Consider the following 15,252-nt stretch of genomic DNA (forward strand, 5'->3'; position numbering starts at 1 on the left):
TCCTCATTCTAGAAATAACATTTAGTGTCAAAAAAAAAAACCGAAAGTACTAACTTTCGGCTTTTTCCTATTGCCTTTTGGCTTATGCCTAATGACTAACTACACATTAAAACGGAAATGCATTACATCACCATCTTTTACGATGTATTCCTTACCTTCTACTTTGAATTTTCCGGCTTCTTTGGCTTTGGCTTCTGAACCATAAAGCACATAGTCTTCATACGAAATCACTTCGGCACGGATAAACCCTTTTTCAAAATCGGTGTGAATTACTCCGGCTGCTTTTGGTGCCGTATCGCCTATGTTGATTGTCCAAGCACGAACTTCTTTAACGCCGGCAGTGAAATAGGTTTGTTGTTTCAATAATTTATAAGCAGCCCGAATTAAAACCGCGGAACCCGGTTCCTTTAAACCTAAATCTTCCAAGAACATTTGACGTTCTTCATACGTCTCTAATTCGGTGATATCAGCTTCTGTTCCAACGGCTAAAACGATTACTTCAGCATTTTCGTCTTTAACCAATTCACGAACTAAATCAACATATTTATTGCCTGTAGCCGCTGATTCTTCGTCAACATTACAAACATAAAGAACCGGTTTTGTGGTGATTAATTGGAAATCTTCCATCAACGCTTCTTCGTCGGCATTTTGAGGAATTACTGTTCTTGCTGATTTGGCTTGCAATAAAGCTTCGCGGATTCTGTCTAAGAACGCTTTTTCAACTTGGCCTTCTTTGTTTCCGGTTTTGGCAGCGCGGTTGACTTTTTCCAAACGTTTTTCAACAGTTTCTAAGTCTTTTAACTGCAATTCGATATCGATGGTTTCTTTGTCGCGAATAGGATTCACATTGCCATCAACGTGGATAATATTATCATTGTCAAAACAACGCAAAACGTGTATGATAGCGTTACATTCTCTGATGTTGGCCAAAAATTGATTTCCCAAACCTTCGCCTTTACTTGCTCCTTTTACCAATCCGGCGATGTCAACGATATCAACGGTAGCCATTTGAACTCGTTCCGGTTTTACCAATTCTTCTAATTTGTTGATTCTTGGATCAGGAACGTTTACAACGCCTATGTTTGGCTCAATAGTACAAAACGGAAAATTCGCGCTTTGTGCTTTGGCATTTGATAAACAATTAAATAAAGTTGATTTCCCTACGTTTGGCAATCCTACAATTCCTGCTTTCATATCAATGTTTTATTATAAAAAGTGTGCAAATATAGCGTAATAAAACCAAGTAACAAAGTGGATGAAAAAGCAAAAATTTGAAGTTAATTTGCTCTGTCTTGCAATTGATTGATGATGGCTTGCTCTTCTTCGGTTGAAGTTAATCCCGAGATATCCCAATAAGTGGAAAGAATGGTATTTTTCTTGTTGTAAAGTGTTTTGTCTTTAAAGACTTCGCTTTCTTTGAAGCTGTAATTTTGGTTGCTGAAATTGGTGGTTACAAAGTAATTTCGGACTTCAATATCGGTAGTTTTATTTTTGTCAATTCGCTCAAAACCAATCTCTTCTTTAGAACTAATTAAATAATAATTTTCACCATCTAATCTGTAAATCGTTTTAAATAAAGATTTGTAAATATTCTTGGAACCAACCGCTTTTCTCTCTTTAACATTTGCAATAGTTGTTGGAGAGATAACGGTGCTTACTTCAATGATAATTTTCTTTTTCCAGTCGTAAATGATTCTAAAGTCATCGCTTAAATCGTCATTATTATCCAATGGCGTTACTAACATCACATTGTAATCTTGATTGGCAGAATAGCCTTTGATGATAAAGTCAAATTTCTTTTTGGCGACAGCATCCAATATTGGATTCAAATATTTGAAATTGTAATAATTCTGCATGATGTCGTTGAGATTGTACCCTAAGACATCAGAGTTAATTTGGTCAAATACCAAACCATATGACCTGTTTTGTTCTACTAAAATATTGCTTTTAAAGTTTTTTTCTTTGCCGAATAATTGGAAATTCATCAAACCATCATTGTAATAAGCATAATTGCCATCCATTTTGAAAAACTCTCTGGAATAGACTTTTAATCGCGCCGGAACCGTAAGTTTTTTGACTGAATTTGCAACTATACTTTTCAATATTTTTTGCGGATGTTGTTTGGTGACAATAATTTCATCCAAATCATTGACATTGCTTTTCAAGTAAATCGTATTATCAGTCTTCAGTAAAGCCGATGAACGCACTGTTACTTTTGCATAAGAAGAATGCGTAACCTGAATATTTGAGGAACCATTTAGAACAAAAGCCACCTTTCCTTCAGCATTACTCAATAAAGTCTGTTTGGTTTTTATAATGTAAACCGTAACGTCCTCAATAGGAAGATTGGTTAAAGCGTCTTTCAATATCAATGTCTTCTCAACAGATTGAGCGTATATTGAAACACTAAAAGCTAATAAAAACAGCAGGTAAAGTTGCTTCATCCTTAGACTAGGTTTGAACAAATTTAGTAAAATTTCATTTTAAATTGATAATACACCATCGTGATGGTTAAATAATTAAAAATAAATTTATTGAGATTGTTAAAAAAGTTTGACGTAATCACATTGTATCCGATAAACCACTTTAACCTCATAAAAAAACAGATTATAATTTTCAACACTGATTTTATGATTATCCTATAACATTTAGAAAGAATTATGTAACACAAAAGAACTCGTTAAGAATTAAATTTGTAATGTACAAACCAATAAAACAAATGATTATGAAAGCTATAGTAATAAGTATACTAGCTTTGTTATTATCTATTAATAGCCAAGCGCAAAACACAAATAAAAAATCCGAAGTTAAAACCACCACCACAACTGTAAAAGATTCTGATGGTGTGAAAAAAATTGTAAAAACTGAAGAAACTAAAGAAACACAGAAAATTAAATTAGAACAAGAAAAAAACAACACCTTAAATATTCCAACGAAACCGAGCCAAGTTGATGTTACTACTAAAACACAAGTTTCTGTCGATGGTGTGACTAAATTTGTTGATGTTGACCGTTCAGCATATTACACTTACAACGGACAAAAATATCAGGTTGCTATTGACAATAGCGGTTATACAATGACGTTGCCTGATGCCAATGAAAAAACGATTTTAAGAAGAACTTCCAATAACAATTATATTTTTAAAAACAAGGACAAACTCTCTGTTGGTTATTTCGATACCGAAGGAAACCTAGTGGTAGAAACCTACGACGAAAAAACAGACACAGTAGTTCTTGAAAAATATATTGTTGTGAAGCCTTAATATAATTCATGTTTTGTTAGGGAAGCCCGGGCTAAATGCTTGGGCTTTTTTTTGAGATTTCACGGAATAAAAAAAACCTCAATAACTTGAGGTTTTTTTTATTATTCGTTGTGTAAAAAAGATTGTCGGTTGAGCAACGTTTCTTCACTTTCCACATGATTGTCATCAGGAATACAACAATCCACCGGACAAACTGCCGCACATTGTGGTTCTTCGTGGAAACCTTTACATTCGGTACATTTTCCAGGCACTATATAATAGATATCGTCAGAAATTGGAGTTTGCGCTGCATCAGAGTCAACTTCGGTTCCATCAGGTAAAATGACTTTACCTTTTAATTTGGTTCCGTCTTTATAACGCCAATCATCAGCACCTTCGTAAATAGCAGTATTAGGACATTCCGGTTCACATGCACCACAGTTGATACATTCGTCAGTTATTATGATAGCCATATTTTATATGCTTTATGCTGTAAGCAAAATGCTATAAGCTTTTATTAATTAAAGTATTATTAAGTGCTTAATGCTTAAAGCGTATTGCTTAAAGCCAAAAAACCTTATTTTTGCGCAAAATTACAATCAAAACCATTCATAAACAAGCTACTGATGTTACAAATCGAGAAAAAAAAATGTTTTATTGAATTAGGGAAGTTTTTAAGCCAATTCTCTTTGGAACAAAACCATAAAAATGAAGCGGTTCTTCATAACGATTTATTCTTCGATAGATTTGTAGATTTGATCCAGTTGTCGCAATCACACAATGGTTGGTTTACCCCGGAACAAGTTTATCATTCAGTTCAATCATGGGCTAAAGCTTTGCAAGAAGACAATTTAAAACAATGGTTGTCTAAATACGATTTCTCGAAAGTACAGCCAAAAACTGTTGGATTAATTCTAGCCGGAAATATTCCGCTGGTTGGATTTCACGATTTTCTTTCCGTATTAATTTCGGGTCATAAAGTTTTAGTGAAAACTTCTTCCAATGACCAACATTTAATCAAGTTTTTAGCTAAATATCTTGTCGCAGTCAATGCTGAAATAGAAAATTACATCACATTTACCGATGGCAAGTTGGAAAACTTTGATGCCGTAATCGCTACCGGAAGCAACAACACCGCTCGTTATTTTGAATTTTACTTCAAAGATAAGCCGAGTATTATTCGTAAAAACAGAAACTCAGTCGCACTTCTAACCGGAAATGAAACCCAAGAAGATTTAATGAATTTAGGAGAAGATATTTTCCGCTACTTTGGTTTAGGATGCAGAAATGTGTCCAAATTATTTGTCCCAAAAGAATACGACTTCCAACCTTTTTTTCAGGCGATTTATGAATACAAAGACGTAATATTTTATGAAAAATATTCTAACAATTACGACTACAACAAAGCCGTTTTCTTAATGAGTAACTTTAAGTTATTGGACAATGAATTCTTAACTTTAAAAGAAGATACCAGTTACGCCTCGCCTATTTCCTCAGTGTTTTATGAATACTATGAAAACTTGGAAGACATTAAAAAGCAATTGGAAAACGATGCGGATCAAATTCAATGTGTTGTTTCTAATAATCTGATTCCCAATTCGATTCCGTTTGGTAAAACCCAACAACCGGAACTTTGGGATTATGCTGACAATATCGATACTTTAACTTTTTTATCGACAATTTAATTCCTACATTTACTATCTAAACTTGTAGGTTATGAAAAAAATTATCTTTTGCTTTTTGCTATTATTGGTCCAAGTAATTTTTGCTCAGATAGTTTTAACTCCTTTCACAGCGGATATTCCTTCAAGTAGCTTTACAAGTTCTCTTGATGCTTTTGGCAATGAAATAGTAGTTTCTGCTAACTACCCATTAGATATTTCTCAAAGAAGGTTTTTTGTCTTTGAAAAAAATGGCAACATAATTAGCCAAGAGACTTTCTTCACTCCTTATGACGTCGCTCCTTATGACAGTTTTGGTGATAATATATCCATAAACAATGACTTCATTGCAGCCAGCTCGAGATTAAATGATCAAGTAGCATCGAATGCCGGAGCTGTTTATATGTATAGAAAAGTGGATGGCGATTGGATGTTTTTTCAAAAGATAACTGCCTTTGATGGTGTGGCGGATGATTACTTTGGTTCTGATGTTAAAGTTATTGGAAACCAACTTTTTGTAAGTGCAATTAATAATGAACCTATCGGACAACCAACTTCTACCAATAGTGGTGCTGTATACGTATATCATTTCGATGGTGCCAGCTGGATTTATTCACAAAAAATAACAATTAGTGGGAGTTATCAATTTGGAATTAAAATGAGAGTTTCTGACAGTAAACTTGTAGTGGCTTCAGCTTCAAGTTTTGGGACAGCCTATTTGCATACGTATCACTACAATGCAAACACTTGGAACTTTTCATCCTCAATTACTCCAGTCAATCCAATCAACGAATCTATAAGTGATTTTGATTTGGATAACAATCAGCTTTTTATTTTACCATTCAACGCTATGGCTTCCAGTATATATGTCTACGACGATATTGCGAACAACTGGAGTTTAAACACTACAATCACGCCATTAAATTACAATGAAAAAATGGCCACAAATTTTAAGGTTAAAAATGATATTATGTTTGTTAGTCTTAATTTCCATGCGTTGCTCTATACTTCCAAAACTCCTGTGTCAGTGTATAGAAAAATAAATGACAACTGGACTTTCCAAGAACTAATTTATGGAGAAGGCCCATTTGAACAAGAAGATGCTTTTGGTACTCAAATTGCTATTACGGATGATATTGTAGTAATTGGTGCTCCTACAGAGCAATTGCCTTCGGCTTTTAGTGGACGTGCTTACACTTTTGATGTAACTTTAGGAATTAACGAAAACACATTGAATGACTTAAAAGCATACCCTAATCCAACTTCCCACCTAGTTCATTTGACTAGCAATTTAGCGGAAAACATAAGTACTATAGGTATTTATCAGTTAGATGGAAAGCTGATGAAAACAATTAATTATTTGCAAAGTCCAATTTCTTTCAAAGAATTCCAAAATGGAGTATATCTTTTAAAAGTAACTATGGCCAACGGTTCTTACACTTGTAAAAGAATTGTAAAGATTTAAACTGCTATTTTAAATTATTGTCAATAATTGTTATAAACTAAAACGTTTTCGTTAATAACATAGGCTTATTATTGCGGAATTCTAACGGCATATTTTAGCCCTATTTCCGTAATTTGCACTATAATTTTTTTGAAAATCCATCATGAAAAAACACAATTACAGCGCCGGACCGTGTATTCTTCCACAAGAAGTTTTTGAAAAATCTGCTCAAGCGGTTTTAAATTTCAACAACTCGGGCTTGTCCTTATTGGAAATGTCACACCGCAGCAAAGATTTTGTAGCCGTAATGGATGAAGTAAGAGCTTTGGTTTTAGAGCTTTTAGGTTTGGAAGGCAAAGGCTACCAAGCATTGTTTTTGCAAGGTGGCGCGAGTTTGGAATTCTTAATGGTACCTTATAACTTAATGAAAGTCGATGGCAAAGCCGCTTATTTAGATACCGGAACTTGGGCGAACAATGCGATTAAAGAAGCTAAATTATTTGGAGAAACAGTTGTCGTTGGTTCTTCCAAAGAAGACAATTACAATCATATTCCAACCGATTATACCATTCCTGCTGATGCGAGTTATTTCCATTGCACGAGTAACAATACCATTTTTGGGACGCAAATGAAGTCATTCCCAAAAACCGATATTCCGGTGGTTTGTGATATGAGTTCGGATATTTTTTCACGCACTTTAGATTTTACACAGTTTGACTTAATTTATGCCGGTGCTCAGAAAAATATGGGCGCAGCCGGTGCAACATTGGTTGTGGTAAAAGAAGAAATCTTGGGTAAATCAGGCAGAACGATCCCGAGTATTTTGGATTATGAGAAACATATTAAAGCCGAAAGCATGTACAATACGCCTGCCGTTTTTGCGGTTTACACTTGTCTGTTGACTTTACAATGGCTAAAAAAACAAGGCGGTATTGCAGCGATTGAAAAAATTAATGAAGCGAAAGCCAATTTACTCTACACAGAAATCGACAGAAATCCGTTGTTCATTGGAACTGCAAATCCAGCGGACAGAAGTTTTATGAATGCGACTTTCCTTTTGGTCAATCCTGAACATCAAGAAACGTTTGACAAAATGTGGAAAGCAGCCGGAATCTCAGGTTTACCGGGACATCGTTCTGTTGGCGGCTACCGCGCTTCTATGTACAATGCGTTATCGTTAGAAAGCGTTCAAGTTTTAGTTGATGTGATGAAGGAATTGGAAACGGTTTACAGCAATCAGTCGCAATTAGCAGAAAAATAGCCCCGATTGCAGCAAGTATCCTTTTTTTTTTGAGGGAAAGCCTCTCGACTGCGCTCGAGGTGACAAAAAAAAAGATACTGCGAAAAGCGGGACACGAGCTCCTAAAAAATTACAAATTATAAACAATGAAAGTATTAGCCAACGACGGAATTTCAAAAAGCGGCATTCAAGCTTTAGAAAAAGGTGGTTTTGAAGTGATCACAACCAAAGTAGCGCAAGAGCAAGTAGCCAATTATGTCAACGCCAATAACATTTCGGTGGTTTTGGTGCGCAGTGCTACGAAAGTTAGAAAAGATATTATTGATGCATGTCCGGGATTGAAAATCATTGGTCGCGGCGGTGTTGGTATGGACAATATTGATGTAGATTATGCTCGCAGTAAAGGGGTTCATGTAATCAACACGCCGGCTTCTTCTTCGGAAAGTGTGGCCGAATTGGTGTTTGCGCATTTGTTTACGGGCGTGAGATTTTTACATGATTCGAACAGAAACATGCCTTTAGAAGGTGATACCAACTTTGACGGTTTGAAAAAAGCGTATGCTAACGGAATTGAATTGCGTGGCAAAACTTTAGGGATTATTGGTTTTGGAAGAATTGGTCAGGCTGTCGCCAAAATGGCGCTTGGTTTAGGCATGAAAGTCATTGCTGCCGATAAATATGTTGACAAAGCGGAAGTAAAAGTAGATTTTTACAATGGTCAGTTTATCAATGTAGAATTTGAAACCGAACCTTTAGAAGATGTGATCAAACATTCCGATTTTATTACGCTTCACGTTCCGGCGCAAGATGGTTATGTTATTGGCAAATCCGAATTTGAATTGATGAAAGAAGGCGTTGGTATTGTAAACTGCGCTCGCGGTGGAGTAATTGACGAAGTGGCTTTGGTAGAAGCTTTAGATTCGGATAAAGTATTGTTTGCCGGTTTAGATGTTTTTGAAAACGAACCAACTCCGGAAATTCAAATCCTGATGCACACGAAAATTTCGTTGACACCACATATTGGTGCTGCGACTTTAGAAGCACAAGACCGAATCGGGACTGAATTAGCAGAACAAATTATCAGTTTGTTGAAATCGGAGAAAGTTTAAGACGTGAAAATATATTTTGAGCCACACTGAAAAGTGTGGCTTTTTTGTATATCCTTAAAAAAATGTCATAATAAAAACCAAGATTAATTTGTTCTCGTAAATGAGGAAAACAAAAAACATTTTTATTATGAAAAATTACAAAATCAAATTTAGAATCGCGGCATTTTTATTAATGACTTCTTTGGCTGTAACTACCGTATCTTGTAGTGATGATGATGACAACAATAATACAACTGTAGAAGCTCCAAATGTTAATTTTACTGTATTGACAAATAACAATGTTATTGTTAAGTACAATGCCAGAAATTTAACCTCTCCTATTTCCACTACGCCAATCACAGGATTAGCCGGTAGTGAACAAATCGTAAGCATTGACTACAGACCGGCAACCGGACAATTGTATGCATTGGGTTCGTCAAGCAGACTGTATTTTATCAATGAAGAATCCGGTGCAGCTACGGCTTTAGGCAATGCTTCATTTACACCAGCTGTTTCCGGTGCTAATGTTTCATTAGATTTTAATCCAACAGTGGACAGAATCAGATTGGTCACAGAATCAGGACAAAATTTACGTTTACATCCCGAACTTGGTACAGTTGCCGCTACTGACATTTCTATTGTCGGCAATGCCAATACAAGAATTGGTGCTGTTGCTTATACCAATAGTATGGCTGGAGCCAGTACAACCACTTTGTATGATGTTGACTTTGGAGAAGATAAATTGTATATCCAAAGTCCGCCAAACGATGGAGGTTTACAGCTTGTAGGCGATTTAACTATTGATTTTGAAGGACAAGGCGATTTTGATATCCTTGCAGACAATTCACAAGCTTTGGCTGTGACCAACAACAATAGTGTATCAAAATTATACACTATCGATTTAACCACAGGAAAAGCGGTTGATGTTGGAACCTTTGGTTTGCCGGTTGTCAGTTTGGCTTTCAAAACCAATCCAGTTGCCTTTGCAGCCAGTTCAGACAATATGCTTTACCGATTTAACCCAACGAATCCAACAATGAATTCGGTAGCATTTGCCGGACTTTCCGGTGGAGAAACTGTAATTGGATTAGATTTCAGACCTGCTACAGGAACACTATATGCTGTTACCAGTCAGAGTAGACTTATGACTGTTAATACTGCTAATGGTCAGTTGACACAAGTTGGTTCTACCTTAACGCCTTCGCTTTCGGGTACTTCGTTTGGATTTGATTTCAATCCTACAGTTGACCGAATCAGATTGGTTAGCAATACAGGACAAAACCTTAGATTACATCCAGATTTAGGAACAGTTGTTTTTACAGATGGCAGTCTAAATCCGGGAACTCCTTCTGTAAATGCAGCGGCTTACACCAACAGTTTTGGAGGATCTACCACTACTTCCTTATTTGTTATTGACGCTTCTACTGATATGTTATATCTTCAAAATCCGCCAAATAACGGAACATTAGTTGCTGTTGGCGCTTTAGGTTTTAATGTTGAAGCAGAAAACGGATTTGACATTGGAGGAAGTAGCAATACTGCTTTTGCACTTTTAAAAGTAAATGGTGTAACTTCAGTGTACGCAATCAATTTAACAACCGGAGCAGCCACAAAAGGAGCAGATTTTAACATACAAGCTACAGCGATGGCACTAGGTTTAGGTTTTTAATTAATTGTTTAATATTTGGGTTAGTAAGAAACCTTGTTGCAGTCTAAGCTGTGACAAGGTTTTTTAACATATTGAAAAGACTGAATTCAAGCGATTTTACGTAAATTTATTAAAAATTTGAGCGATGAAAACTTTAGTATCACTTTTGCTTATTTTGTTGATTATTGTTGGGTGCCACAGTTCCAAAAACGCAGTGGTTGCCTCGGATACAACATCAAAAGTTTCCGATACGGTTAAAATTGCCAATGAAGAACTTGAATATGAAGTCATCATCATTGATCCCGGTTTTAGTTCTTGGATTGCAAGTAGAGCCAGACCTAGAGGTTATTATTCTGAGAGTTATCTAGAAAATAAAAATCAAGTATATGTTAACGAATGGAACTCCAGAGCTTTACAACCACAACGTTATAATAATTTATACGACACGAGAATTGACTACGATCCATCTATCCGTTATGGCTATGAAGTGAATTATTTAATTTTTAACTATTTTGTTTATTTTCAAGTCACCTACAATCAGCGATTGGGCGGTATTGTTCCTTTTCCATAAACTGTTATATTTGTAGAAAATTAGTTTATGGCAAGTTTTAAAGAACGCTGGAATATCAAATCAAATTGGCAAGTCTTTGTCATCCTTGTGGTATTTGCCGTTACGGGTTCAAGTTCAGCCTTACTTTCCAAGCCTGTTTTAGAATTATTCGGTATTGTAAAAGGAGACGTTTCCAATTGGCTTTACTATCCGTTATACCTCATCCTCATCTTCCCCATTTATCAGGTTTTGTTGGTTAGTTTCGGGTTTATTTTTGGGCAGTTTACTTTTTTTTGGGCCTTTGAAAAGAAGATGTTGAAAAGTATGGGATTGGGCTTTTTATTTCCCAATAAAAAAAATCCCGAGTAAATTAATACCCAGGACTTTTCACCAAAATACTCAACTTAAATTTACTAAAATTCTATTTGTCTTTTTTGATCAAATTGAAAAAATCATTTCTGTTTTCTTTATCTTTAAATATTCCTCCGTACTGAATGGTTGAAGTATAACTGCTTTCATCCTGAATTCCTCTACTTGACACACAAAGATGTTTGGCTTCCATTACTACCATAACGCTATCCGTTTCTAAAACTTTTTTCAATTCATTAAAAATCTGCATAATGAGACGCTCTTGAACTTGCGGTCTCCGCGAATAATAGTCTACAATTCTGTTAAGCTTTGATAAACCAATCACTTTTCCGCTGGAAACATAGCCAATGTGAGTTTTGCCTATAATAGGCAGAAAGTGATGTTCACAAGTAGAATTAAAACTAATATCCGCTTCAACCAACATTTTATCATATTGATACGAATTGTCAAAAACCGAAATCTTTGGTTTATTCGCAGGATTTAAACCGGAAAATATTTCTTGAATAAACATTTTTGCAACACGATGTGGCGTTCCTTTCAAGCTGTCATCGGTCATATCTAAACCCATTTCTTCCATAATGCTATGGAAATGCTTTTCGATGTTGTCCATCTTTTGTTTATCTGTCTTGATAAAGGCGTCAGGACGCAAAGGCGTCTCCGCAGAAGTCATTTGATGATTGTCACCTATCAATTCAAATAATTCTTTTTCAATGGGTGTGTTCATAAGAATTAATTATTTTTTTGTTTAACAAATGTAATAAATAATTAAACAAAAAATTATACTTAACACAATTTTATAATTTATTCACTCATAAAAAAAATTGATATCATCTATTAAAAGAAAATACTTTGTTACTTTGTGAAAAATTCGATTGATGATTATTGCCAAAGACATTCACAAATACTACGATAGTTTGCACGTTTTAAAAGGTGTAGATTTACATATAAAAAGAGGAGAAATTGTATCTATTGTTGGTGCTTCCGGTGCGGGAAAAACTACCTTGTTGCAAATACTCGGAACACTTGACAATGCCGCAAAATCAAATAATACTTCACTTGAGATAAATAGTGAAAACATATTGAAAATGAACGATAAAACATTATCTAAGTTCAGGAATCTGCATTTAGGCTTTATCTTCCAATTCCACCAATTATTGCCGGAATTTACCGCTTTGGAAAACGTTTGTATTCCGGCATACATTGCCGGAAAAGAAAAAAAGGAAACCGAAAATGAAGCCAAACGTTTACTCGATTATTTAGGTTTAGCCGAAAGAAGTCATCACAAGCCTAACGAACTTTCCGGAGGGGAACAACAACGCGTTGCTGTAGCGCGCGCTCTGATAAACAAACCGGCTGTGATTTTTGCCGATGAACCTTCGGGAAATTTAGATACGACTTCGGCGGAAAATTTACACCAGTTATTTTTTAAATTGAGAGAAGAATTTGGACAAACCTTTGTCATTGTTACGCACAACGAGGAATTAGCCAACATGGCTGATAGAAAATTAGTCATGAAAGATGGCTTAATCGTATGATAATATGGTGCTTATTCTACTTAGTTGGCTGTATCTTTTTCTCACTTCCATTATTTTAGGAATAGGGTTTTCAAAGCTTTTTCGAATTCAATCTTTGACTATTGTTTTTGCCGGTATTCTCGGATTATTTGGAATTACATTGTTGGCGAGCTCATGGGCGATATTTGGTCCGATAAATATAGAATTTCATGCTTTTTTGATAATAACATCAATCACTCTTGGATTTTATTTGAAAAGCGATTTAAAAGATATTACCCAAAGTATTCTAACGCGACTAAATTCCTTCTCACTAGCATTAAAAGCACTTTTTAGTATCAGTAGCATTTTAATTTTGTTACAAAGTGCTACTTTGCCTTTTATTGTTGACAATGAAACCTATTACATCCAAACTATCAAATGGTTGAACGAATACGGATTTGTTCTCGGTTTGGCAAATTTGCACTTGTTTTTAGGACAAACGAGCGGTTGGCACATCACACAGAGCGTTTATTCGTTTTCATTTCTTTATGACAGCTTAAATGACTTGAATGGTTATTTGTTTTTACTCTTTAATTATTGGGCATTTCAAAAGCTTCACTCCTATTTTACCAATGCCAATCGATTGGATTTGGTTTTTGGCTTACTGCCTTTGACTTATGTTTTCCTATTCCAATTCATCAGCGCGCCATCACCTGATTTACCGGTTTACCTTATCAGTTTTATAGTGCTTTCAATGTATTTGGAAATACACAAGGATAATGTACTTGAGAAATTTAACTTCATAACTATATTCGTTCTTTTTGCGATTTATATCAAAATAACCGCATTAGTGTTGTTAGCTTTCCCGCTTTTGCTTTTTATAAAACATATAGCTGTAGTAAGAAGCCAGCTCATTCCGTTTCGGTTCTTAGGTGGATTGGTTTTGTTTCTTTTTGTTATCAAAAATATTATGTTGACCGGTTATCCTTTTTATCCGTTAACTGTGTTCCCTAATTCAAATGCTGATTACTTGGTACCAATGGAAATTATGGATTTTTTCTTTAGTCGAGACATGATGCATTCTTTTTATATTCCTTTTAGTGTTTTTGAAAATGCTACTTTTTTTATCTTGGTTAAACAATATTTTTTGCACAGTGGAATTGACAGTATCATTGGTTTAGCGACTGTATTTTTACTCTTGATTTCACCATTTATAATTTCAAAATATTACCCAAAACAAAGAATTCGTGATGTTTACTTTGTATTTGTCTTAGCATTAATTTTATTAGTTTTCAGCTCGCCACAATATCGTTTCTTTGTTTATTTCACAATTTTCTTCGGACTTGTATTCCTTTCCGTCATGTTCACCAATAAGAAAATCATCTTGGGATTACTTAGTTTCAGTTTATTAGCAATCGGTGTTTTGCTCTTTGTGCCAATGTCATTCAGCGCTTTAACTCAAAACAAGTTATTAGCTAAAAACAGTACGTTTCAACTGGAGAATGTTATTCATCCAAAACCCAACACTCGAGATAACCTCAATTACATCAAAATTACTAAAGGCAATTTAAACTACTACTCGCCTACCGAAACTCCCATTTTTTGGATAACCGGCAATGGTGATTTGCCTTGTGCAAACAAAGAGCAATTGGATTATTTTGAAACCAATTTCAATGTCATTCCGCAATTGCGTGGGAAAACTTTACAGGAAGGTTTTTACGCCAAAAAACTAAAAACCAATGATTAAAACTGAACTTAAGGAATTTCTGGACGAAAAGGCTGCCCTTTACAACAATCCTAACTTTATCGAAAGCGACCCAATTCAGATTCCGCATGGCTTTTCACTAAAAGAAGACATAGAAATTGCAGGTTTTCTAACGGCGACTATTGCTTGGGGAAACCGCAAGATGATTATCAACAACGCTAAAAGAATGATGGATTTAATGGGCAACTCGCCTTATGATTTTGTGATGAATCACAAGGATTATCACTTGGAAAATTTAGAAACATTTGTTCACAGAACGTTCAATGGTAACGACTTTAAAACTTTCATCAAAGCTTTGCAAAATTTGTATCAAAATCATGGTGGTTTGGAAACCTTCTTTACCAATAAACAAGAAGATTTGTCCATGCAACCGGCGATTTCGGCCTTTAAGAAATATTTCTTTGAAGTAGATCATCTGCAACGAACAACCAAACATATTTCAGATCCAATGCAAGGTTCCGCTGCAAAGCGCATTAACATGTACTTGCGTTGGATGATTCGTCAAGACAACAATGGCGTTGATTTTGGGCTTTGGAAAAACATTTCGGCTACTGCTTTATCTTGTCCGTTAGATGTTCATTCCGGAAATGTTGCTCGAAAACTCGGATTGCTCACCCGAAAACAAAACGACGCTAAAGCTTTATTAGAACTAGACACCGAATTGCGAAAACTGGATAAAAACGATCCGGTAAAATATGATTTTGCGCTGTTTGGCTTGGGTGTTTTTGAAGGGTTTTAGGTTAAAAACTATTT

Annotated in this window: 15 protein-coding genes; 11 read left to right on the forward strand and 4 right to left on the reverse strand. The window is 35.3% G+C overall.

The window, feature by feature from the left end; genetic code table 11:
- Positions 1 to 99: 99 nt before the first annotated feature.
- On the reverse strand, positions 100 to 1,194 hold the full coding sequence (ychF, locus tag C8C84_RS11535; protein WP_121313790.1) for a redox-regulated ATPase YchF: 1,095 nt from the start codon (positions 1,192 to 1,194) through the stop codon (positions 100 to 102).
- Between the two features lie 83 nt (positions 1,195 to 1,277).
- Positions 1,278 to 2,444: a hypothetical protein gene (locus tag C8C84_RS11540; protein ID WP_121313791.1), complete on the reverse strand. Its 1,167-nt coding sequence runs from the start codon at positions 2,442 to 2,444 to the stop codon at positions 1,278 to 1,280.
- Between the two features lie 281 nt (positions 2,445 to 2,725).
- Between C8C84_RS11540 and C8C84_RS11545 the strand changes: the two genes are divergently transcribed.
- On the forward strand, positions 2,726 to 3,262 hold the full coding sequence (locus C8C84_RS11545) for a hypothetical protein (protein ID WP_121315052.1): 537 nt from the start codon (positions 2,726 to 2,728) through the stop codon (positions 3,260 to 3,262).
- Between the two features lie 101 nt (positions 3,263 to 3,363).
- On the opposite strand, the gene C8C84_RS11550 is transcribed toward C8C84_RS11545, so the two are convergent.
- Positions 3,364 to 3,714 (reverse strand): 4Fe-4S dicluster domain-containing protein, encoded by a 351-nt coding sequence (locus C8C84_RS11550; RefSeq protein ID WP_121313792.1) that lies wholly within the window; start codon positions 3,712 to 3,714, stop codon positions 3,364 to 3,366.
- 153 nt (positions 3,715 to 3,867) lie between these two features.
- Between C8C84_RS11550 and C8C84_RS11555 the strand changes: the two genes are divergently transcribed.
- The 7 genes from C8C84_RS11555 (at position 3,868) to C8C84_RS11585 (ending at position 11,241) form a co-directional block, all read left to right on the forward strand.
- The gene (locus C8C84_RS11555; RefSeq protein WP_121313793.1) at positions 3,868 to 4,926 is read left to right on the forward strand and encodes an acyl-CoA reductase; all 1,059 of its coding nucleotides are present in this window, start codon (positions 3,868 to 3,870) and stop codon (positions 4,924 to 4,926) included.
- Positions 4,927 to 4,957: 31 nt separating this feature from the next.
- On the forward strand, positions 4,958 to 6,367 hold the full coding sequence (locus tag C8C84_RS11560; protein WP_121313794.1) for a T9SS type A sorting domain-containing protein: 1,410 nt from the start codon (positions 4,958 to 4,960) through the stop codon (positions 6,365 to 6,367).
- A 142-nt stretch (positions 6,368 to 6,509) separates the two neighbouring features.
- Positions 6,510 to 7,607 carry a 3-phosphoserine/phosphohydroxythreonine transaminase gene (gene serC, locus C8C84_RS11565; RefSeq protein WP_121313795.1) on the forward strand — a complete coding sequence of 366 codons (1,098 nt, stop codon included), beginning with the start codon at positions 6,510 to 6,512 and terminating at the stop codon, positions 7,605 to 7,607.
- Positions 7,608 to 7,732: 125 nt separating this feature from the next.
- The gene (locus C8C84_RS11570) at positions 7,733 to 8,695 is read left to right on the forward strand and encodes a D-2-hydroxyacid dehydrogenase (protein WP_121313796.1); all 963 of its coding nucleotides are present in this window, start codon (positions 7,733 to 7,735) and stop codon (positions 8,693 to 8,695) included.
- Positions 8,696 to 8,822: 127 nt separating this feature from the next.
- Positions 8,823 to 10,343 carry a DUF4394 domain-containing protein gene (locus tag C8C84_RS11575; RefSeq protein ID WP_121313797.1) on the forward strand — a complete coding sequence of 507 codons (1,521 nt, stop codon included), beginning with the start codon at positions 8,823 to 8,825 and terminating at the stop codon, positions 10,341 to 10,343.
- 124 nt (positions 10,344 to 10,467) lie between these two features.
- Positions 10,468 to 10,893, forward strand: a complete 426-nt coding sequence (locus tag C8C84_RS11580; RefSeq protein WP_121313798.1) for a DUF6146 family protein — start codon at positions 10,468 to 10,470, stop codon at positions 10,891 to 10,893.
- A gap of 27 nt (positions 10,894 to 10,920) precedes the next feature.
- Positions 10,921 to 11,241, forward strand: coding sequence for a DUF6787 family protein (locus C8C84_RS11585; RefSeq protein ID WP_121313799.1), 321 nt, complete (start codon positions 10,921 to 10,923; stop codon positions 11,239 to 11,241).
- A gap of 52 nt (positions 11,242 to 11,293) precedes the next feature.
- On the opposite strand, the gene folE is transcribed toward C8C84_RS11585, so the two are convergent.
- Positions 11,294 to 11,965 (reverse strand): GTP cyclohydrolase I FolE, encoded by a 672-nt coding sequence (gene folE, locus C8C84_RS11590; protein ID WP_121313800.1) that lies wholly within the window; start codon positions 11,963 to 11,965, stop codon positions 11,294 to 11,296.
- A gap of 151 nt (positions 11,966 to 12,116) precedes the next feature.
- Here folE and C8C84_RS11595 point away from each other — a divergent pair, with 151 nt between their 5' ends.
- Genes C8C84_RS11595 through C8C84_RS11605 form a run of 3 tightly spaced genes read left to right on the forward strand, consistent with a single transcriptional unit; the run spans position 12,117 to position 15,238 of the window.
- On the forward strand, positions 12,117 to 12,776 hold the full coding sequence (locus tag C8C84_RS11595) for an ABC transporter ATP-binding protein (RefSeq protein WP_121313801.1): 660 nt from the start codon (positions 12,117 to 12,119) through the stop codon (positions 12,774 to 12,776).
- Positions 12,777 to 12,780: 4 nt separating this feature from the next.
- Positions 12,781 to 14,481 (forward strand): hypothetical protein, encoded by a 1,701-nt coding sequence (locus C8C84_RS11600; protein ID WP_147406843.1) that lies wholly within the window; start codon positions 12,781 to 12,783, stop codon positions 14,479 to 14,481.
- Positions 14,474 to 15,238, forward strand: a complete 765-nt coding sequence (locus C8C84_RS11605; RefSeq protein WP_121313803.1) for a TIGR02757 family protein — start codon at positions 14,474 to 14,476, stop codon at positions 15,236 to 15,238. The genes C8C84_RS11600 and C8C84_RS11605 overlap by 8 nt, the downstream gene beginning before the upstream one ends.
- The last annotated feature ends 14 nt before the right edge of the window (positions 15,239 to 15,252 follow it).

This window comes from Flavobacterium sp. 102 (genome assembly GCF_003634615.1).
Lineage (GTDB): Bacteria > Bacteroidota > Bacteroidia > Flavobacteriales > Flavobacteriaceae > Flavobacterium.

Coding starts and splice junctions, on each gene's coding strand:
- ychF (WP_121313790.1), bottom strand. CDS start 1,194: ATGAAAGCAGGAATTGTAGGATTGCCAAACGTAGGGAAATCAACTTTA.
- C8C84_RS11540 (WP_121313791.1), bottom strand. CDS start 2,444: ATGAAGCAACTTTACCTGCTGTTTTTATTAGCTTTTAGTGTTTCAATA.
- C8C84_RS11545 (WP_121315052.1), top strand. CDS start 2,726: ATGAAAGCTATAGTAATAAGTATACTAGCTTTGTTATTATCTATTAAT.
- C8C84_RS11550 (WP_121313792.1), bottom strand. CDS start 3,714: ATGGCTATCATAATAACTGACGAATGTATCAACTGTGGTGCATGTGAA.
- C8C84_RS11555 (WP_121313793.1), top strand. CDS start 3,868: ATGTTACAAATCGAGAAAAAAAAATGTTTTATTGAATTAGGGAAGTTT.
- C8C84_RS11560 (WP_121313794.1), top strand. CDS start 4,958: ATGAAAAAAATTATCTTTTGCTTTTTGCTATTATTGGTCCAAGTAATT.
- serC (WP_121313795.1), top strand. CDS start 6,510: ATGAAAAAACACAATTACAGCGCCGGACCGTGTATTCTTCCACAAGAA.
- C8C84_RS11570 (WP_121313796.1), top strand. CDS start 7,733: ATGAAAGTATTAGCCAACGACGGAATTTCAAAAAGCGGCATTCAAGCT.
- C8C84_RS11575 (WP_121313797.1), top strand. CDS start 8,823: ATGAAAAATTACAAAATCAAATTTAGAATCGCGGCATTTTTATTAATG.
- C8C84_RS11580 (WP_121313798.1), top strand. CDS start 10,468: ATGAAAACTTTAGTATCACTTTTGCTTATTTTGTTGATTATTGTTGGG.
- C8C84_RS11585 (WP_121313799.1), top strand. CDS start 10,921: ATGGCAAGTTTTAAAGAACGCTGGAATATCAAATCAAATTGGCAAGTC.
- folE (WP_121313800.1), bottom strand. CDS start 11,965: ATGAACACACCCATTGAAAAAGAATTATTTGAATTGATAGGTGACAAT.
- C8C84_RS11595 (WP_121313801.1), top strand. CDS start 12,117: ATGATTATTGCCAAAGACATTCACAAATACTACGATAGTTTGCACGTT.
- C8C84_RS11600 (WP_147406843.1), top strand. CDS start 12,781: ATGGTGCTTATTCTACTTAGTTGGCTGTATCTTTTTCTCACTTCCATT.
- C8C84_RS11605 (WP_121313803.1), top strand. CDS start 14,474: ATGATTAAAACTGAACTTAAGGAATTTCTGGACGAAAAGGCTGCCCTT.